The sequence below is a fragment of the Cyanobacteriota bacterium genome, assembly GCA_025054735.1.
Classification (GTDB): Bacteria; Cyanobacteriota; Cyanobacteriia; order SKYG9; family SKYG9; genus SKYG9.
The window spans coordinates 1-19,701 of the sequence record JANWZG010000012.1 but is presented as its reverse complement, the minus strand read 5'-3'; the positions used below and the strand labels follow the sequence as shown (position 1 = coordinate 19,701).

The 19,701-nt window shown below is 49.9% G+C and carries 19 protein-coding genes and 2 pseudogenes; 16 read left to right on the top strand and 5 right to left on the bottom strand.

What is annotated here, in order from left to right; genetic code table 11:
• The 8 genes and pseudogenes from NZ772_01365 to NZ772_01330 all read left to right on the top strand — a co-directional run.
• Nucleotides 1–1,125: type IV pilus twitching motility protein PilT (locus NZ772_01365; GenBank protein MCS6812212.1), on the top strand; the 1,125-nt coding region annotated here is incomplete at its 5' end.
• 559 nt (nucleotides 1,126–1,684) lie between these two features.
• A complete protein-coding gene (locus NZ772_01360) occupies nucleotides 1,685–2,350 on the top strand; it encodes a sigma-70 family RNA polymerase sigma factor (protein MCS6812211.1) in 666 nt (221 codons plus the stop codon).
• Nucleotides 2,351–2,732: 382 nt separating this feature from the next.
• Nucleotides 2,733–3,359 carry a transcriptional regulator gene (locus NZ772_01355; protein MCS6812210.1) on the top strand — a complete coding sequence of 209 codons (627 nt, stop codon included), beginning with the start codon at nucleotides 2,733–2,735 and terminating at the stop codon, nucleotides 3,357–3,359.
• Between the two features lie 277 nt (nucleotides 3,360–3,636).
• Nucleotides 3,637–4,104: pseudogene (locus tag NZ772_01350) on the top strand (Rpn family recombination-promoting nuclease/putative transposase).
• 61 nt (nucleotides 4,105–4,165) lie between these two features.
• On the top strand, nucleotides 4,166–4,948 hold the full coding sequence (locus tag NZ772_01345; GenBank protein MCS6812209.1) for an IS5 family transposase: 783 nt from the start codon (nucleotides 4,166–4,168) through the stop codon (nucleotides 4,946–4,948).
• A gap of 24 nt (nucleotides 4,949–4,972) precedes the next feature.
• Nucleotides 4,973–5,098 (top strand): annotated as a pseudogene (locus NZ772_01340) (Rpn family recombination-promoting nuclease/putative transposase).
• A gap of 6 nt (nucleotides 5,099–5,104) precedes the next feature.
• Nucleotides 5,105–5,560 (top strand): DUF4351 domain-containing protein, encoded by a 456-nt coding sequence (locus tag NZ772_01335; protein ID MCS6812208.1) that lies wholly within the window; start codon nucleotides 5,105–5,107, stop codon nucleotides 5,558–5,560.
• Between the two features lies 1 nt (nucleotide 5,561).
• Nucleotides 5,562–6,746 (top strand): hypothetical protein, encoded by a 1,185-nt coding sequence (locus NZ772_01330; GenBank protein ID MCS6812207.1) that lies wholly within the window; start codon nucleotides 5,562–5,564, stop codon nucleotides 6,744–6,746.
• Here the strand turns inward: NZ772_01330 and lnt are convergent.
• The gene (lnt, locus tag NZ772_01325; GenBank protein MCS6812206.1) at nucleotides 6,718–8,322 is read right to left on the bottom strand and encodes an apolipoprotein N-acyltransferase; all 1,605 of its coding nucleotides are present in this window, start codon (nucleotides 8,320–8,322) and stop codon (nucleotides 6,718–6,720) included. The two genes, NZ772_01330 and lnt, sit on opposite strands and share 29 nt — an antisense overlap.
• A gap of 227 nt (nucleotides 8,323–8,549) precedes the next feature.
• Here lnt and NZ772_01320 point away from each other — a divergent pair, with 227 nt between their 5' ends.
• The 7 genes from NZ772_01320 (at nucleotide 8,550) to NZ772_01290 (ending at nucleotide 14,308) form a co-directional block, all read left to right on the top strand.
• On the top strand, nucleotides 8,550–9,086 hold the full coding sequence (locus tag NZ772_01320) for a GIY-YIG nuclease family protein (GenBank protein ID MCS6812205.1): 537 nt from the start codon (nucleotides 8,550–8,552) through the stop codon (nucleotides 9,084–9,086).
• Complete coding sequence (locus NZ772_01315; GenBank protein MCS6812204.1) at nucleotides 9,083–9,673, top strand: DUF192 domain-containing protein; 591 nt, start codon at nucleotides 9,083–9,085, stop codon at nucleotides 9,671–9,673. Before NZ772_01320 ends, NZ772_01315 begins: the two co-directional genes overlap by 4 nt.
• Before the next feature lie 10 nt (nucleotides 9,674–9,683).
• On the top strand, nucleotides 9,684–11,528 hold the full coding sequence (proS, locus tag NZ772_01310) for a proline--tRNA ligase (protein MCS6812203.1): 1,845 nt from the start codon (nucleotides 9,684–9,686) through the stop codon (nucleotides 11,526–11,528).
• 482 nt (nucleotides 11,529–12,010) lie between these two features.
• A complete protein-coding gene (locus NZ772_01305; protein MCS6812202.1) occupies nucleotides 12,011–12,343 on the top strand; it encodes a hypothetical protein in 333 nt (110 codons plus the stop codon).
• Entirely contained in the window at nucleotides 12,344–12,640 is a 297-nt protein-coding gene (locus NZ772_01300; protein ID MCS6812201.1) for a CAP domain-containing protein, read from the top strand. It abuts the gene before it with no gap.
• Between the two features lie 185 nt (nucleotides 12,641–12,825).
• Nucleotides 12,826–13,530: a glycerol-3-phosphate 1-O-acyltransferase PlsY gene (plsY, locus tag NZ772_01295; GenBank protein ID MCS6812200.1), complete on the top strand. Its 705-nt coding sequence runs from the start codon at nucleotides 12,826–12,828 to the stop codon at nucleotides 13,528–13,530.
• A 370-nt stretch (nucleotides 13,531–13,900) separates the two neighbouring features.
• Nucleotides 13,901–14,308 (top strand): hypothetical protein, encoded by a 408-nt coding sequence (locus NZ772_01290; GenBank protein ID MCS6812199.1) that lies wholly within the window; start codon nucleotides 13,901–13,903, stop codon nucleotides 14,306–14,308.
• On the opposite strand, the gene NZ772_01285 is transcribed toward NZ772_01290, so the two are convergent.
• Nucleotides 14,301–15,113, bottom strand: coding sequence for a DUF3153 domain-containing protein (locus tag NZ772_01285; GenBank protein ID MCS6812198.1), 813 nt, complete (start codon nucleotides 15,111–15,113; stop codon nucleotides 14,301–14,303). The two genes, NZ772_01290 and NZ772_01285, sit on opposite strands and share 8 nt — an antisense overlap.
• A 33-nt stretch (nucleotides 15,114–15,146) precedes the next feature.
• Complete coding sequence (clpP, locus tag NZ772_01280; GenBank protein ID MCS6812197.1) at nucleotides 15,147–15,755, bottom strand: ATP-dependent Clp endopeptidase proteolytic subunit ClpP; 609 nt, start codon at nucleotides 15,753–15,755, stop codon at nucleotides 15,147–15,149.
• Between the two features lie 322 nt (nucleotides 15,756–16,077).
• Between clpP and NZ772_01275 the strand changes: the two genes are divergently transcribed.
• Nucleotides 16,078–17,229: a hypothetical protein gene (locus NZ772_01275; protein ID MCS6812196.1), complete on the top strand. Its 1,152-nt coding sequence runs from the start codon at nucleotides 16,078–16,080 to the stop codon at nucleotides 17,227–17,229.
• A gap of 42 nt (nucleotides 17,230–17,271) precedes the next feature.
• Here NZ772_01275 and NZ772_01270 read toward each other — a convergent pair whose 3' ends face one another.
• Together NZ772_01270 and NZ772_01265 are read right to left on the bottom strand one after the other, a co-directional pair.
• Nucleotides 17,272–18,933, bottom strand: a complete 1,662-nt coding sequence (locus NZ772_01270) for an iron ABC transporter permease (GenBank protein MCS6812195.1) — start codon at nucleotides 18,931–18,933, stop codon at nucleotides 17,272–17,274.
• Between the two features lie 113 nt (nucleotides 18,934–19,046).
• Nucleotides 19,047–19,679: a riboflavin synthase gene (locus tag NZ772_01265; protein ID MCS6812194.1), complete on the bottom strand. Its 633-nt coding sequence runs from the start codon at nucleotides 19,677–19,679 to the stop codon at nucleotides 19,047–19,049.
• Between the last annotated feature and the right edge of the window lie 22 nt (nucleotides 19,680–19,701).

Here is a 19,701-nt window from a genome sequence, read left to right as displayed (position 1 = left end):
GCTGCTACTGCGCCACGACCTGTTGCAATGACGGTTGGACAGGAAATTCCCCGACGATCGGAAGGTCAGCCTACTCTGAAATCCATTGTTGAAGAAGCCTATGAAAAAGGCTTTTCAGACATTCACTTAGGAGTTGGGGAAGTTCCACGCTTCCGGAACCGGGGTGAAATTGACCTTACGAACTATCCAGTTACTGACTTGCCGACCTTCATGAGTTGGCTTACGGAAATTCTCTCCGATGCGGATATTGAGAAGTTCAAAAATAATCTAGACTTTGACGGTGCTACACAATACGACTTTGCCCGGGTGCGCATCAATATCTTTGACTCCCTGCGAGGGCCTGGCATGGTTATGCGTCTGATTCCGCTTAAGATTCTAACCCTAGAGCAGCTAAATCTGCCTGAGGTGTTCAAAGATATTTGCCACTACCACAAGGGCTTGATTCTAATCACAGGCCCAACGGGATCAGGTAAATCGACGACGCTAGCGGCAATGATTGATTACATCAACAATGAGATGCCGAAGCACATTATTACTATTGAAGATCCCATTGAATTTGTGCACAAGAGTAAGCGCTCCCTTATTCGTCACCGCGAGGTAGGGATCCATACCCTTAAATTTGACAATGCTCTAAAAGCATCTCTGCGGGAAGATCCAGACATTATCCTGGTGGGTGAAATGCGGGATAAAGAAACCGTTAATACTGCACTGAAAGCAGCCCAAACGGGTCACTTGGTCATGGGAACCCTGCACACCAACAGCGCGGTGAAAACGATCGAGCGTATCTTGCAACTATATGAGCCTGACCAACAAGCTCCTATGCGGGTGGCTGTGGCTGAATCGCTAGTAGCTGTCATTGCCCAAGGTCTGTGCCGCACAACAGATGGTAAGCGGGCAGCCTACCATGACATCATGATCAATACGGATGCTATTCGGGACTATATCCGTCGAGGCGAGTTGGATGAGATTAACGCTCTAATTCCTCGCTGTACCTTCGATGGCATGTGTACTATGAACCAGTCACTGTATAAGTTGTACGAGGCAGGACGCATTACTGAAGAAACCGCCTTAGAGCATTCGCCTACCCCGAACGAAATGGCGCAGATGCTCCGTGGTCGTGTGTAGTATCTGTTCACTAAATTAGCCATACTTGACGTTATCAACTGGATCCTCATGTAACAGGTTGAAGCTTTCTGTACATGGCTTCACTGTTGCTAGGGATCCTTATCTGTTGTTGTTCTAATTCCTAACTCGTCCCACCTGAGTTTAGTGGTATGCCCACAATGGTGCCACTATAGCCTTGCATCGTGACTCAGTTCATCCACCAACTTGATTAATAAATTGTGGTGTGTTGCAGGCAACCTTTTTAGCTGTGGTCTGTTCTGCCTTGCGCGATGCTGCGTTCCTTGAGAGCAACACAGGTTGTTAGAAGTATGTCGCTGTTCTAGCCATGTCCCGTCTGATAGGGTGCAATTGGCCTAGGGATTAGAAAAGGACTAGATACTGGCGGTTCAACATCTTATCCAGTTTACGAAGTGTCCACAGGTGAATCAGGTATCTGCCAGAGATCTTCTAATCTCTATGTAAATCTCAGATGAAACGCTGCCTAATCACTGATGCAACGATTGTGTTCGGCAAGTTGCATTGTTCGGTTTCTCACTTGTACCCTGTCTTGGAGCGACCTATGAGCTATTCTCTCCCCTTGAGTTGGTCAACAGCCGAAGTCACCAAACCTCAGAAACCATCATCAAGTCTGCCACCTGAGGCACTAGCCAGCCATGAACTGGTTGCTCGCTGTCAGGCAGGGTTACGACCCGATCGAGCAGCCTTTACAGCGCTGATCAATCGTTATCAGAACCATGTAGATCGGCTCTTGTATCACTTAGCTCCAGACTGGCAAGACCGTGCGGATCTAGCACAGGAAATTTGGATTCGTGTGTATCGCAACATTAAGCGCCTGCAAGAACCAAGAAAGTTTCAGGGCTGGCTCAGTCGCATTGCCACAAATCTGTTCTATGACGAATTGCGAAAGCGTAAACGCATGACTGAGCCATTGTCTCTAGATGCACCACGCACTCTAGATGACGGTGAGATTGATTGGGAAATTCCATCCTCAACGCCAAGCCCTGATGATGACATGGCGACTCGCGAGTTTTATGATCAACTCCGATTAGCGATCGCTGATCTTCCCCCTGCCTTCCGTACCACGATCGTACTGCGAGAGATTGAAGGCATGGCCTATGAAGAAATTGCTGAAATCACCGGAGTTTCTCTAGGAACTGTCAAATCTCGCATTGCTAGAGCACGGCAGCGCTTGCAATTCCAGTTGCAATCCTACTTGGATAGTTGAGACAACGTCTAGAATAATTCAGATGATTTCTGTACAATAGCAATTGCACAGAATCGAACCTCTAGGAACTTACGTAGGTTGAGTGTGCGTTAAGTATGTTTGACTTGATGCACTTTGCAGTTTACGTGATCTACTGTTTCGTGCATAACATGTGCAGAGATGAGCATAGATCTGACTCAAGCTCCAGTCGCCCATTTTGAGCTATCTAGGCTGTCTGTGAGATGCTTGTTGAAGTTATCCAGAATGTTTATTGACTAAATATAGATACGTGATAAACTCGTCGGCATGTTGGATACCCTGTTCCGTTAGGAAGATTGGCCTACAGAGTTGACTGTTGAATGTATATCTAATTGGTACATAAATCCTCCGTTGCGATGACATCATGACTCCTAACCTAGTACCGTGTGATGATGCTGTGAAACTTATTGGGCAATCGCTACGTCAAGGTCAGCATAGTTTCTTAGATTGCTCAGCGGCTAACCTGGATATGTTGAAGCGCGATCGATTTGAACTACTGAGTGCTTACTTAGATAGTGAGGTAACCGCGGCAGAGCGGCGGCAAGTGGAGGAGTTATTAGCCCACGATCCAGTTACTCAGTGTCTATATAAGCGTTTACTGAAGCTGCGGCAAGGGATGCGGGCTATGCCTTGTGTAGAGACTTGTCAGTCTAGCAATCAACTCATGGAACAGGTGCTAGCCTGCACCTATCGCAGAACTCGTAGACTGCTAGCTTGGGGTGGCTTTGCTGTAGTATTGCTCTTGGCTAGTGTTGCATCGCTGCAGTTGGGAAACCGCAAACTCATACCCCAGGTTGCAGAAGCTCCTGCTACTGAGACCAAAATGGTCACTCGCTATCTGAAAGTAGAGCCATCCCCTACTGTGCCGGATAATGCCTTAGTAATTGCTCTCAACCGCCCGGTTTTGGAGATTCCGGTTGTTAATTCTACGTCTAGCCGACTGCAGCTCAAGTCAGAACCAACAACGAAGCCAGCCGCAGCTCATGAATAGGTTGCCTGTTGAATGCCTCTGTGAATTTCTGGAAGGAAAAGTATGGTGATTTGCGGGTCACGGCTGTCTCTCTCAGAATCCGTTAGCATGGCAGATGTGAGTAGTGGTTAGCCACTTGGTTACGGTAGTCTCCGAGCAGCTTAATGTCCTAAGGGTTGCTAATGGTACTGTTGAAAAAATTGGCAACCCGCTGAAGGCTTCTGCTGTTTAGTTGCTTATCTTGGCCAATAGCTGCAGATTCTGCGATCGCCCTAATCACGCTAATGCTTCGGGGCCTATGCGCCGTGACCCTATCTTCTACCAATTGTTCCAACAATCGCCTAGTCTGCTGTTTGACCTAATTGGCGATCGACCCGCCAATGCTGCTGACTATCGTTTTGACTCCGTAGCCATCAAAGAACCCAAGTTTGAGATTGATGGTGTGTTCCTGCCTCCAGAATCCGAATCTGGCATTGTCTACTTCTGTGAAGTGCAGTTCCAAAAGGACAAAACTCTTTATGAACGCCTATTCAGTGAATCCCTCCTCTACTTCTACCGTAACCGCCCTCGCTTCTCTGATTGGCACGTGGTGGTCATCTACCCTACTCGTGCTCTAGAGCAGGATGATACCCATCCCTATCGCAATCTGCTAACCAGTGACCAAGTGCACCGGGTTTATCTAGATGAGCTAGGTGATGTGCACTTGCTACCAGTACCTATCGCTGCAACTGTATTGACGATTGTTGAGGAACCCCAAGCCTTAGAGCGTGTTTGAAAAGATAATCAGGTAATGTTGAAAGGCTAACAGTTAGCCTTTCAACATAAAAATGAAACGACCATCATACGACACCGACCTGAGCGATGTCCAGTGGCATCTGATTGAACCCCTGCTACCTCAGCCCAAACCGGGCGGGAGACCTCGCACCACCGACCTGCGAGAAGTCATCAATGCCATCTTTTACCTTTTGCGAGCAGGCTGTGCATGGCGGCTGCTCCCCCATGACTTCCCCAAGTGGTCAACCGTTTATACCTACTTTCGCGCCTGGGAAGCCGATGGTACCTGGGAAGCTCTTAATCGTGCCTTAAGAGAGCAACTACGGGTAAAAGCAGGGCGCTCACCGCAGCCTTCTGCTGCCTGTATCGATTCTCAATCCGTGAAAACAGCAGGTGCCGCTATGGAAAAGGGGTATGATGGCGGCAAGACGGTGAAGGGGCGGAAACGCACAATTTTGGTGGATACGATGGGATTGCTGTTGTGTGTCGTGGTTCATAGCGCGGGGCGCTCTGACCATGCCGGATTCATCTTGTTAGGGATATGGCTTGCCCTGGTCTGGGGGTGTTTACAGTTGATTTGGACGGATAGCACCTTTGGTGGCAAAGACTTTATAGCTTGGGTGAAGCAGACGTTTAACTGGACTCTAAAGGTGGTTAAGCGCACTGATCAGGAGAAGGGGTTCAAGGTCCTGCCCAAGCGGTGGGTGGTAGAGCGTACGTTTGCTTGGTTTGGTCGGTATCGCCGCTTGAGTAAAGATTATGAGTATTTACCCACAACAAGTGAGACAATGCTGTACGCTGCGATGGTTAATCTCATGGTGAGAAGGCTTGCCTAAAACTTTTCAAACACGCTCTTAGACTTAGCTCGAACTCTAATTAATCGCATCATGCAAGAAGCGGATAGCGAGCAAGACCGGGCTAACCTGATCGATATTGTCACTTCTATAATGGTTTACAAATTCACTCACCTCAGCCAAGCGGAGATCAAGGCCATGATATCCATCATTGATTTCACCAAGGAGCCTCGTGCCATTCGAGAAGCCAAGGAAGAAGGCCGAGAAGAAGGCCGAGAAGAAGGCCGAGAAGAAGGTCGAGAAGAAGCTTTACATCGGGAGCGATCGCTCATCCTGCGTCAATTAACCAAACGGTTGGGAGTTGTGGAGGATGGCATGGCTGCTTGTATACGGTGCTTGTCTTTTGACCATCTGGAAGCCTTAGGGGAAGCCCTGTTAGACTTTAGTGATGGGGAAGACTTGGCAGCATGGCTAAAGGAAAATCTCACGTGGATTACCACACCGCTGGCTCAGCAGCTAGGGCAAGACTTAGCGGAAACAATGATTGTCCGTCTTGCTACATTGTCTCCAGCGGTTCTAGCAGACCTAAGTCGGGCTATGCCAGAGTTTACCAGCATGGCAGATCTAGAGAAGTGGCTGGCAATTCAGGAGTAGTATGGCTAAGTGCGCAGTAATGGAACAGGCAGCACAGGTAGCGGAACTGGAAGCGATCGCCATCGCTGCCCAGCATGAGCGGGATGATGCTGCTGATCGCTACGATGTAGCTGTTTATTATCATCGTCAACCCAACCGTTTCAGTTGGCAACATCAGGCTAATGCTCTGTTAGTAGCGGGTTTATTGAGTTTGGGTGGCATTGGTATTGCCTTGGGGCAAGGAAATCCTACCTGGGGAGTTGTGGGCACAGGGGCAGCAGTAACGGTGGGAATGGTCTCTAAGGCGATGGATGACGATCGCCAAACCTTGGAAAAACAAGACCAGTTACTGTTAGCCCGGCAGCGTTTAGAGCAAGCTGAGCAGGCACTGCAAACGGCTGTGAAGGCGTATCAAGAGGCTGAGGAACGTCGCTGGTTGATGCTGGCGCTAGATTTGTCCCCGGCTGAGTTTCATGAATTTCAAGCATGGATGGCAGATCCGCGCCGTAGCATGAAGGATGCCATTCTAGAGTCAGTAGATTTGGTCTCCAAACAGCTTGTGCTGACTGGCCTTGAGTTAGGGCCTAACCCCACTTTAGACTACGAGCGCCGTCACCGTGCCCTTAGGCAGCGACTCTTCAGCCCAGATTTTCAGCTTGCGAAGGATGAGTTTCTGGCGACGATCGCTAACAAGCATCGTTTCCAACAGCAACAGTCGCAAATAGCATCTGAACAAGCAGCTAAAGTGCAGGCGGCTGTGGCTTCCACTAGTGGAGCGGCTGTTGTGGGAATGGCAGCCGGGGCCACGGTAGCTTCCCTAATTAATAATGCAGCGGGTGCCCTTGATAGCTCTAAAGACTTGGTGAATACGATAGCCACACTTGGAGGAGCAGCAACAGTGGTAGGAGTGGGCATGTTGACAGCAGGAGCAATCGTCAACTTGATGTTGCAAAGTGAACACGATCGACAACAACGTGAAGAACAGGAATTTCAAGCTGCTTTCACTATTACCCGAGCGATTCATCAGAGCATTGTCCAGCTCTGGGCGTTGCCTGACAATCCAACTCGTAATGAACAGGTAACGCAGGTGCTGGCAACCATACGGGCGTTTCAACAGCGAGAACTCAAGGGTCAGGATCTAGAGTTAAAAACCTTTGTGGATATGCTATACGCTTACCTCAAACGCTATCTGGAGATGTGCGGATAACTTGGATGCCGCCTACACCTGCGGCTAGCACTAGTAAGACAGGGGTCAGCCAATCTCCCCAGCGGACATAGAGAGTGCGAGTCTGACGACGATAGACCGTGGCTGCATGGAGGGCATAGGTGTTCAAGTGGGAGATCCATCGGGTATTGCCGTGGGGATCCACAATGCCAGAGTAGCCTGTGTTAGCAGCACGGATAGCCCAGCGATCCAGTTCGATCGCCCGCTGCACATCTTGGGCGTGGTGTTGGGCAGGCATTGCCGGGCTGTAGTGGGCATTGTTCGCCGCACTCAGAAACAATTCACCCCCAGCGGTGGCTTGCTGTCGCAGGTAGTTGGCAAAGGCTGACTCATAGCAGATGCTGACGATCGCCCGTCCCAACCCTGTTTCAAATTGCTGGGTTGGCTCTCCAGCCGCTAGTTGAGAGTCTAAGGGTGATAGACGACTCACCAACCGACTCAACAGGGCCTCAAAAGGAATATATTCCCCTAAGGGCACCAGTTTTACCTTGTCATAGCGACTGAGAATGGTGCCGTCGCCCGTGATTGTAAACAGACTGTTGGTAAGCCGATCGCCCCGCTCCCCGAATCCCCCCACCAATGCTGTGACTCCCTGGGTGCGAATAGCTTGGTAGAGCGTCGGTAGAGCGTCTTGGGGTTGTGTCCACAAAAATGGCAGGGCAGTCTCTGGAGTCAAGACCAGATCAACCCCTTGAGCAGCCAATTGGGTATATCCATCGGTATAGCCTGCGATTGCGCGTCGCCAGCCCTCACTAAACAGTTTGATGGTGTTGGGGATATTGCCTTGGATGATCCCGGCTCTGACTGCCATGCTGGGTGTATCTGCTAGGGGACGGCTGTAGAGCCAAAATCCGATGAGATGAGCACTGCAACACAGCACCACAGCAGCAATAAAAAAGGATTGTGGGGGTCTATACCTGTAGCCCGCTGCTCCATTACGGTAGGCACTAGAGGCATAATCTGGGTTTCCCTTGGAGACAGTACTAAGCGAGCAGAACTCTGTCCATGCGGCTGCAAGTAGGCCATTTACTGCTACGATCGCCGCCGTTATTGTCGCTGGCCCTGAGAGTTGCCCTAACTGTAGAATGACAAGATTATGGGGACTCTGGGTGTAGGATAACGAAGTCCACCACAGCACTCCGCTGCTCCATGCCCATTCCAGGCCACACCAGAGGGCTGTTCCTAACAGGATTAATACCCAACTGGCAGGATGGCTGCTCTGGAGCCGAGACATAACCACAGCCCAAAGTGTCACTAGCAGGGCACCCCAGAGGGTGATTATTACCCAGCAAACCAGAGCGATCGCCAAACTGGCTAGCCAGGGTACGCCCAACCATGTCATGGGGTGGATACCCGTAATCCAAAACAGCGCCAGACCGTGGTATCCAATGCCCCAGAGCAGCCCAGCAAGGCTAGCGTGCCACCACAATCGCCCATGACGTTTTAGTTGCAGGACGATCGCCCACAGCGGCACCAGTGCTACCCAAGCCAACCACCACGCCCCTACAGGAGCTGTCGCCAGTCCCATTAATATGCCGCTAGGCAGCATAGTGCTCATGACCCAAAACCAATGATGGCTTGTTAAGAAATGCTTAATTGTTGTCATGGATCAGTTTGGTAGATAGCTCAATAGCCTGACAGTCTATCAGCAAGGGTTGCTAGATTGAGAACGATGGCTATCGGTGGCGATAGTTGCCAACGGGTAGCGCACACCAGATACTTGATCCAGTGGAACAACCCAGTCGATGCTTAGTCAGGTTCAACGTGTATAGGAAATAGCAGATCGTGACTTCAAGTGACCAGTCCTTACATGCACTAGCATTTTTACCCTATATCAATGACCACGGTATGCTGCCTGAGCAGTTTCAGGGTCAAGTGGGGGTCTATGCTATCTTTGACAAGGCCAAAACATTGCAGTGCATTGGCTATTCTAGAGATGTGTATGCCAGTTTGCAACAGCATTTGGTGCGTCAACCTGATCGCTGCTATTGGCTAAAGGTTCACACGATCGATCGCCCGCAGCGGGCTATTCTGGAGGCGATTCGTGATTGTTGGATTGCGGAGTATGGTGCTGTGCCACCCGGTAACGGCCCTGAACAGGCACTCTGGCATGATCCGATTGACGCTAAGCCCACCATGTCAGCAGATGAGAAACTTGCCTATGAGAGTGCACCAGATGACATGACTCGCAGTAAACTGCTAAAGACGGTGGCTCGACGATTGGAGGCACAGATCCTCGATGCCTTGCAAGCGCGAGGGGTAAAGATGCCCATCCGCTTTAACCCCAAACTGAAGGATAACGGCCTATTGGACTTGAAATGATGCATTATCGTTTGCCCCTGCTGACCCTAGCATCCACTCGGTTACCCTGGCTGCACCGCAGCATGATTCACTTGGTCATGGCAGGATCATTGCTGACCATTAGTCTAGCTAGCCTTGGATGTACGCCGACTGCTTCTGATACCCTGCCCTTTGCTAATTCTCCAATGTCTGTCGCAGCGTCTCCTGCTAGCAGGCCAATGGGTCAGTCGTTACCTATCTCAGCCACGGCAATTATTGCTGGCAAACCCATCAAACTAGAGGTGGCTCGCACTGTACAAGAACAGTCAACAGGGCTGATGTACCGCCCCAGCCTGCCCGACGATCGGGGGATGCTATTTCCCTTTGACCCACCCATGACCGTCAGCTTTTGGATGAAAAATGTGCAAATTCCTCTGGATATGGTGTTTATGCGCCAGGGCAAGGTGCTGTTTATTGCTGCCAATGTGCCACCCTGCCAATCAGACCCCTGCCCAGTTTACGGCCCAGGGGTGCCGATCGATAACGTCATCGAACTGCGAGGCGGCAGAGCCAAAGAACTAGGAATCCAAATTGGGGATTTCATCACTATCCAGCACCATCAGAATTAAATTAGCCACTATGCGTCTATCCCAACAGCTATTTGTTACTCTGCGTGAAGATCCTGCCGAAGCCGAAATTCCCAGTCACAAGCTCCTACTGCGGGCAGGCTACATCCGTCGCATTGGCAGTGGTATTTATGCATACTTGCCTTTAATGTGGCGAGTGTTACAGAAGGTGTCACAAATTGTGCGGGAGGAGATGAACGCCATTGGTGCAATGGAATGCCTATTGCCGCAACTTCAACCGGCTGAGCTATGGCGAGAGTCAGGACGATGGGACACTTACACCAAGGCTGAGGGGATTATGTTTTCCCTAATTGATCGCCAAGACCGAGAGATGGGGCTAGGCCCTACCCACGAGGAAGTGATTACCGCTGTGGCTAGAGATATGATCCGCTCCTATCGCCAGCTTCCCGTCACGCTGTACCAAATTCAAACCAAGTTTCGGGATGAAATCCGTCCTCGGTTTGGGCTGATGCGAGGCCGTGAGTTTATTATGAAGGATGCTTACTCCTTCCATGCCGATGAGGAGAGTTTGAAGCAGACCTATCAAGCGATGGATGCTGCCTACAGCAACATTCTGCGGCGGTGTGGTCTGAAGTTCCGGGCAGTAGAGGCTGATTCCGGTGCGATCGGCGGTTCTGGATCCCAAGAGTTTATGGTGTTAGCAGAGGCAGGGGAAGACGAAATTCTCTACACCGATGATGGTCAGTACGCTGCTAATGTGGAAAAAGCAGTGTCTTTGCCTCCTGAAGCTCTGCCCTCACCCTTCAGCACCTATGAGCAACGAGCCACACCCGATACGGATACGATCGCCAAGCTCTGTGATTTTCTCAACTGTTCCCCTACCTGTGTAGTTAAGAACGTCCTCTATCAGGTCTTGTATGACAATGGCATGACTGTGCTGGTGCTGGTTAGCATCCGGGGTGATCAGGATGTGAATGAAGTCAAGCTCCAAAACGAACTGGTAAAACGAGCTAGTGACTATGGCGCGAAAACTGTGCTGAAACTGATGGTTCCTGATGCTGCTCAACAAGCCACTTGGGCAGCTAAGCCACTACCCCTTGGCTACCTTGCTCCTAACCTTGGCGACGACTATATCCATCAACAGCGCCAAAAACCAGAGCAGGGCTATATTCATCCCCAATTTCTGCGCCTTGCAGACCAGACCATTGTTCCCCTAACTAACTTTGTAACTGGAGCTAACGAGACTGGCTATCACGTGGTTGGAGCTAACTGGGGTCATGAATTTGAGTTGCCCAAGTTGGTTGTAGATGTGCGCACGGCGACTGCGGGCGATCGAGCCGTTCATGATCCAGCTCAGTTGCTGCAAACCGCACGGGGAATTGAAATTGGACATATTTTTCAACTGGGAACCAAATATTCTGCGGCTATGGCGGCTACCTTTACCAATGAACAAGGTGAAGAAAAGCCCCTTGTGATGGGCTGTTATGGTGTGGGAGTCTCTCGTCTAGCCCAGGCAGCCGTGGAGCAGTCCCACGATCAAGACGGCATTATCTGGAATCCCGCGATCGCTCCCTATCACGTCATCATCGTCATCCCTGACCTAAACAAACCCGATCAAGTTACTGCGGCTGAAACCCTCTACAGTGAGCTAACATCGGCAGGGATTGAGGTGTTACTCGACGATCGTAATGAACGCGCTGGGGTGAAGTTCAAAGATGCCGACCTGATTGGTATCCCCTACCGTGTGGTCACTGGCAAAGCCCTCGCTCAAGGCAAAGTCGAGGTAGTTAGCCGTGCTACTCGCGCTTCCCAAGAACTTTCCCTGGCTGAGGTAGTGCCTACTCTACAGATGTGGCTTGCTGATGCCAAGCTATCCAAACCCTTAGAGCACCGCTAGCAAAGGCAAGCCTATCCTAGGAAGGCGTAAAACTGGTAAGAACTGGAACTAAGCAGATCATCTGCTGTCTAATATACTGTCTAGCTGCTTGCTATCTAAAGGGTGACTCATAGCGAGATGCTTGCTACCCTTGCCACCTAATAAACCACGGCCAAAAACTGGTTGATTAGGACAAATTGATTGCTGTTAAGGTTCGTAGTGAGGACTTAAGTATAAACCATGGCCAAAAACTGGTTGATTAGGACAAATTGATTGCTGTTAAGGTTCGTAGTGAGGACTTAAGTCCTCACTACCGACGTTCTAACTGGCTACCAGTAGCCTAACTGGGTTGTGTATTGCTATAGCTGAGGATTGGCTCAATGGTGATCTCCAGTTGTGTGCTGCAACCAGAATGATTATTTACTTACTCTGCTGCCTGTTATTATCCCTACTTCATGCTGCATATATTCACCAGTCGAGTATGTACTATTATGTACTGTTCGATGATAGTTGCTCTCCGCTGGCAAAGGCTTGCTAGTTATGGGGTGTGGCTCTGCCTTAGTATTCCAGCAATGACTCTGGCGAATGAGCCAACTCCCGACCTTTTTCCCTATTCTCCGTCTGCTTTACTATCTCTATCCTCTACACAGCCAAATCAACCCCGTTCGACACCTGACCTCTTCCAGCGTCGTCCTCGTCCATCACCTCCTCCTTCCACACCATCTCCTCGCATACTTACTGTTGCAGAGCTAGAGCAAGCAATCCATGTGCAGGTTAATCAGTATCGCCTTAGTAAAGGGTTGTTGCCCCTCTTGCTAGATGCTCGAATTAGCTAGATCGCCCGTCAACACAGCCAAGACATGGCCACCAAGCGTGTCCCCTTTGGACATACCGGCTTGCAACAACGACTCTACAGCGTTGATCAAATCATACCGACTCGACGAGTAGCAGAAAATGCTGCTTACATCTTCTCCCACAGCCACACAGCCGATCGTGCCTTTCGGGGTTGGCTGCGCAGTCATGCCCATCGTCAGGCCATCGAAGCAAGCTACTATCGCTACACAGGCATCGGTGTTGCTCAGGATCGAAACGGTGGATTTTACTTCACACAGCTCTATGTTCTGCCACGCTGATCATTAGGGTATGGTGCTGTACTGTTGAGAAGAGATGTATAGCATGGCACTGTGCTGTTCAGCCAACACCTTGCTGCTCTCTACAGGGAAAAGTTATGTGGCAGGGTCGCCTCAACTGTAGAATTACTCTTGACACCGTTGATAATCTGCACCCCTTTGTAAACCAGCATTTGGATGGATGTACCATGACCTCTTCATTCCTGCTTTGGTTAGTGATTAATCTTTTGCTGGTTGGGTTTGCCTATCTTCTCGGTTCAATACCACCAGGGTATTGGGCAGGCAAATGGCTGAAGGGCATCGATATTCGAGAGCATGGTTCTGGGTCAACTGGGGCGACGAATGTGTTGCGTACAGTGGGGAAACTACCTGCTTTAGTGGTGTTCGTAGTGGACATTGGCAAGGCCGTAGCAGCGATCGTCTTAGCTCGGCTGCTATACCCCACGGTAGTGCAAGCCCTGTTGCCTTCAGGAGTTGATCGCTTAATGGCTACAGTTACTACTGAGCAATGGTTGCCCTGGTTGTCTGTGCTGACTGGGATGGCAGCACTGCTAGGTCACAGCAAGTCGATTTGGCTAAATTTCACAGGGGGTAAGTCTGTAGCGTCGGGGTTGGGTGTGCTGCTAACGCTAGACTGGCGAGTAGGATTATTGACGCTGGCAGTGTTTGGTGTGGTTTTAGCTGCTAGCCGGATTGTGTCCTTGGGGTCGATTGTCGCTGCGATCGCCTGCTGTATCCTTATGCCCCTCCTTAACCCTACAGTTGCCTATTGGCTGTTTGCAGTCATAGGCAGCAGCTATGTGATTTATCGCCACAGCAGCAACATTCAGCGCCTACTAGCAGGTACTGAACCACGCCTAGGAGAAAAGTCAGTTCAAACACCTCAAAGCTAGCTGGCAAAACTCTGCCGAGTTCGGGTGATATAGGCTAGACTTGAACAACTTAGTTGCTTGAAACCAATTGATGAATATCTGATTACCCACATCTGATTCCAGTGCGGCTAATCATATAGCCCTGAAAGGGAAAGTGAGGACGTGATTGCTGTTGAAGCTCATAGTGTGAGGACTAACATCCTTCCTATAAACGTCTAGGCTAATTCTTGCATTGCCGTCAGTAGACATCCAGCAGTATTGCATCTGTGTTGTATTGACTAGCAGAGTCGTGGTTTCACAGCTTGTGGTAGTTCGAATACCATCAGTAGTCTTTATCTGGGCTTGACAGATGGTTACAACTTAAACCTGTTGTTTTCTATGGGGAAAATTTGTGAACAGTAACCAGACATTTTTAGTAACTATTACTACAATCGCTGCAATGAGCCTGCTACCCAAGCCAGCATTGTCATCAGATGCTAGCTATTTGCAAGCACTTGACACCATCGTTAAGGATGAGCCATTGGTGGCATCGGTTGTGTCTCAGCTTGGGTCAGCCAATAACATCCGCATGGCTAGAGGCATATGCAGTGTGTTGGACAACGCTAGTGTCAAAACCGTTCAAGACTTAGTTCTAGGTGTATTTCAGCAAAATTTTTTCGATCTACCTGCTCCTAATTTGCCCAGTAACCAAGACGATCGAGCGACAGCAGTGGGAGGCTACATTGCTGCGGCAACCATAGCGGGCATCCCTTACTACTGTAAGCAGCACACGACCAAGGTCGAGGCTATGTTTAGGTAAAGGGTACCATAGGCGGCAACACGGGTGGTGACAGGATGCGGTAGCGGAGAAGAGCACCACCTAATACTGCTATGACAATGACAGCAATCCCAATGCCCAATGGATTCGGTAGCCAGAAAATAGCTTCTAGGTGATTTACTTGGCCTGGCTTTAGGATCCAAACAAGGGAGTGACCGTCTGGTAATAACTCAACTCGCTCTACCTGAGTTACAGGCTCCAAAACTGTAGCTCCCCAAGGTGTGCTCAGACCTAACTGCAACTCTATCAGCGAGCTAGTGTTGATCAATTGGTTACCATCAGCACCAACCACACCTAGTGGTTGCAAATCCACATCATAGATAAGGTGATTGCGCACGGCAAACAGGGCATTGGTTTGCTGTAAGGTTAGAGTCGGACTCAGCGATGGCAACTCCACTAATTGCTGATTACCCGATTCCGAGGACGGATTAAAAAACTGATTGAAGCGTTGCATCAAGTCAGCGCCATTGTAGAAGGGCATCGTTAAAATCACTTCTTGGCTAGACAGGCGACTAGCGCTACCTCCTAAGGAGCGTGCTCGTTGTTCCAGCGTGGTTAGCCACTGCTCAGCAGACTGACCGCTAAAAACGGTGAATCGTTGCCCTAGCTTGATGTGCTGTACGATCGTGCCGTAATGAGTTGTGCTAAAGTTCAGCCCCACCTCATATTTAACACAGCCAGTCAACATGAGTACAGCGAACACACTAATCCCCAAGAGCCGCATCTGCGCAAGGCTTCGCCCAAATGTGCTGCATAGTTGACGATACCAGATGCTAAGTGCAGCCACAGCTCTGAACACAGCAATACTCAGCACAGTTCCCTAGCCTACACCTACTAGTGACTGGGTAGCAGTAGCGCGACGATCGACTACCCGGTCAATGAGTCCATAATCGACTGCCTCAGCCGCTGACATAAAGAAATCACGCTCAGTATCCTCTTGGATCCGCTCCAATGGTTGTCCTGTATGGGCTGCTAGACACTCATTCAGTCGTCGCTTGAGATAGATGATCTCTCGGGCTTGAATTTCAATATCCGTAGCTTGACCTTGAGCACCACCGCTCGGCTGGTGAATCATAATCCGAGCATGGGGAAGACTGATGCGCTTGCCCTTAGTGCCAGCACTGAGTAGAAATGCTCCCATGCTAGCTGCCATTCCCAGACAGACCGTCCAAACATCAGGACGGATATAGTTCATAGTGTCATAAATACCTAGTCCAGCATTGACTGACCCACCGGGTGAGTGAATGTACAAATAGATGTCCTTTTCTGGATCTTCAGCTTCTAAGAACAGCAGTTGAGCCACGACAAGGTTAGCAGATTCGGCGGTTACCTCTTGTCTGAGGAAAACAATCCGCTCTCGCAGCAGTCGAGAATAGATGTCAAAGGCACGTTCACCTCGTCCAGAATTTTCAATAACAGTTGGGATCATGGCAGCGCTCATCTACTTTACGTGTTCACTCTTACTTTCTTTCTCATTCTAACGACTAGTTTGCGCTTAGGTTGAAGGTGATCGCTGGTTTCTGCTTGCTGCTGCTAGCTCGACAGAAACTAGTTATGCCAGTTACAGGCAAAAGCACTGCGATCGTAGTCATGGTTACAAGATCAGAGTCAGGTAATGCACAGGTAGAGATTAATGGTACTTAGTCCATAGCGTTATGTTACTAGGGAACAGGATTTTTCTAGAATTCGTCTGCTAGTGTGACGTTAAAATTTGAACTCAGCAGTTGTTTTTGTAGGGAATGCAGAGGTCTATGTTCACTCGCCAACATTGTCAGCGCCTAGTCACTGCGGCAATTATCGCTGGTGCAATTGTTGTCCAATCTGTATCAGCAGCACTAGCCAACACCTTGCAAAATGGAGAAGTCAGCGGCTTCATTAACAGCAACTCCCAGCGCTTTCGGTTTAGAAATCAATCCATGAGAAATGCTCCTGTACAACAGGCGATTGGCCAACAGTTCTCCTTTAACGCCAACAGGGGCGATCAGATAGAAATAGCTATTGACGTTGAAGAGGGCAGCAACCTAAAGCCGATACTTGTGCTAGTTGAAGCGAGAACAGGTCGCCAAATCGCCTTTGATGCTACAACTGGTGCTGTGAAAGCCCAAATCCCTGCTACAGGAGCCTATCGCCTGTTGGTACTGGCTCAAGGCAACACTAGAGGCCGCTATACCCTGTTAACCTCTGGCATTGCTGAAGGGGGTAGTACCCAAATGGCTGAAGCTGACAAGGTAATGAACGATATTTTAAAGTTACGGGTGATTGGCTGTGGAATTCCGGATGTTGCCCGCATCCGCATCGGTGCTGAAGAGCGGTGTACCCGTGACATTGGGCCAGGACTGTATACCTACAACCCCACCTCTCAGAGCATTACACTGGTAGATCAACGTCGGGATGTTGTGGCTCAACGGCTTCAGTTAACTCTGCTAGACACCTGTCCACCCCCTGGAACTGCCACTGTTCGTATTACAGTTCCAGCCTCTGCTCAAGCCCAGCAAGCCACCTACTGCGCCAATCCTAGTCGGTTTGTGGCGGCTGGCGACTATACCTATGACATCGCAACCGATAAGCTTACTCCGGTAACCACAGCGGCTCAGCCTACTACCCCCACTACACCTGCTACGCCCCAAGCACCTGCTACTACTCCTGATCCCCGTCGGCAATTACTGCAAACTGACTACGGGCTGACAGTATTAGATAGCTGTCCACCTGCTCGTGGTTCCCTGGTGGTTGTAGCGTTTCCTGAGCGAAACAATCCCACTCAAGGCTTTGTCTATTGCGCTAACCCTAATCGCTTGGTGCCTGCTGGAGATTATGTCTACAATCAAGCCTCTAATCAGCTAGAGCGGGCTGTTAAGGCTGAGCAATGCACTGTATCCTTGGCTGGAATCTGCATAGTCAAATAGTTAAGTCCAGTAAGTTAGGGTCTATTACCGTCAGTAGGGTTGCTAGGCGATCGTGCGCGATCGCCGGATCTGCCAACTCAGGAGTAGCACAGGCACTAACCCTACAAGGACGATCGTCAGTGCTGCTGGTGCAGCCTCTGCCAGGCGTTCATCAGCGGCAAGTTGATAGGTTCGCACGGCCAGGGTGTCAAAGTTAAAGGGGCGAATAATCAGGGTTGCTGGCAGTTCTTTCATGACATCTACAAACACTAGCAAGACTGCTGAGAACAAACTACCGTTCAGCAGTGGCAGGTGAACTTGGGTCAGGATGCTAGCTGCACTATGCCCTAGAGAACTAGCAGCTTCATCAAAACTAGGTTTGATGGTGTTAAGGCCAGATTCCACTGGGTTTTGAGCAACGGCCAGAAATCTTACCACGTAGGCAAATATCACAGCGATGATTCCACTCAGTAGCAAGGTAGGGGGTAGGCCAAGACTGGTGTTTATGGTGCTGCTGAGGGCAGCATTGAACCGATTAATGGGAATCATAATGCCGACGGCAATCACAGATCCAGGGATAGCATAGCCGATGCCTGCTAGCGAGGTCATGATGCGGAGTTGGGGAGTGCGGTGATGCAGGCGTTCACCATAGCCGAGAATGAGAGCGATCGCTGTTGTAATGCTGGCAGCAATCAGGGCTAGCACCAGACTATTGCGAGCGTATTGCCAAAATTGACGATCGGCATCAGGACTAGTGAATGCCATCCAAACCAACAGCCCAGCAGGTAGCAAAAATCCCAGGACGATCGGTATAGCACACACCAAACTAGCTCCCCACCCTCGCCATCCATGCAGATGGTATTGGCTTAGATGCTGATGACGACTCGTGGTTTGGTAATAGCGGGCTTGTCCCCGTGACCAACGCTCTAGCCATATCAGCCACAGCACAGACAGCAACAATACCGCTGACATTTGCATGGATGCCTGCCGCTCGTCTAGGGCTAACCAGACCCGATATATACCGGTGGTGAAGGTATCAACACTAAAATGCTGCACGGTGCCAAAGTCCCCCAAGGTTTCCATTAGGGCCAGGGCTAGACCAGCAGTGATGGCTGGTCGCGCTAGGGGTAGGGCCACTTTTCTAAAGCTCTGCCATGGATTGCAGCCTAGGGTGCGACTAGCTTCAACAATCGTAGTCGATTGCTGTAAAAAGGCGACCCGTGCCAACAAATACACGTAGGGATAGAGCACTAAGGTCAGCATCAAGATTGCTCCCCATAGAGACCGCACATTAGGAAACCAGTAGTCTCCGTAGTGCCACTGAAATAGATTTCGTAGCCATTGCTGCACTGGTCCAGCTACATCTAACCATTCAGTGTAAGTATAGGCTAGAACGTAGGCAGGAGCCGCCAGGGGCAATAGTAACAACCACTCAAATAGCCGACCACCAGGAAACCGACATAGGGTTGTCAGCCAAGCAGTGCCCGCGCCGATCGTCAGTACGCCTATTCCTACCCCTACTACCAACAGCAACGAGTTTGTGATGTAGCGCCACAAAACGGTTGCTGCCAAGTGTTGCCAAACTGCCCTAGCATCAGTAAATAGACTCCCTAATACCACTAGAATCGGAGCAGAGAGTACTAAGGCAATCGCGCCCACAGCTAGCATCCAACCCAACCGTCCAAATGGCATTAAGTGTCGATTTTGCTTCCAAGCCTTCGTCATCGTTGTTGCTAATCAGTCTCTTGCCCAGCAAATTGTTGGGGATAATTGTAACTCTTTTGCGTTGTGAGAAATTGAAAGATTTTTGCAACTAGGCTTTTATCATTGAACTGGTATTACACATAACCATGTTCTGCCAAAAATGAGAGGCTGATATCTACAGGATGACCATCATAGCTGTCTAGAGCAGTGTCTGTAGGTGGGACAATGCGCAAGAACTTTTCGACATACTTGCCCAAGATGTCACCCTCTAAGTTCACGCGACTGCCTACTTTTAGGAACTGAAGATTGGTAGAGGCATAGCTGTGGGGAATTACAGCTACCTTAAACCAAGAACCTTCCTGGTTACAAGCTGCTACCGTCAAGCTGACACCATTAACAGCAATGCTACCTTTGGGTACGATATAGCGACTAATTTGCCCGTCAGTCACCACAAAACTCATCTCCCAGGAGGTAGCAGTTTGCACGATCGCCTCCACTTGGCCCACACCATCCACATGCCCGGTGACAAAATGTCCACCCAACTTACTCCCGACCCGCAGAGAGGTTTCTAGGTTTACCCGTGATTGCTGACGCAACTCACCCAAGGTCGTGCGATACAACGTTTCGGGGGATGCTGTGGCGATAAACCCTTGAGGCAGGACAGTAGTTACGGTTAAGCAAATGCCATCGACCGCTACACTGTCACCAATCGCTAAATCCGCCAAGATCAAGTCGGCATGGTCATCAACACAGGTGATGTGCAACAACTCATTGGATCGTTCAAGGCTG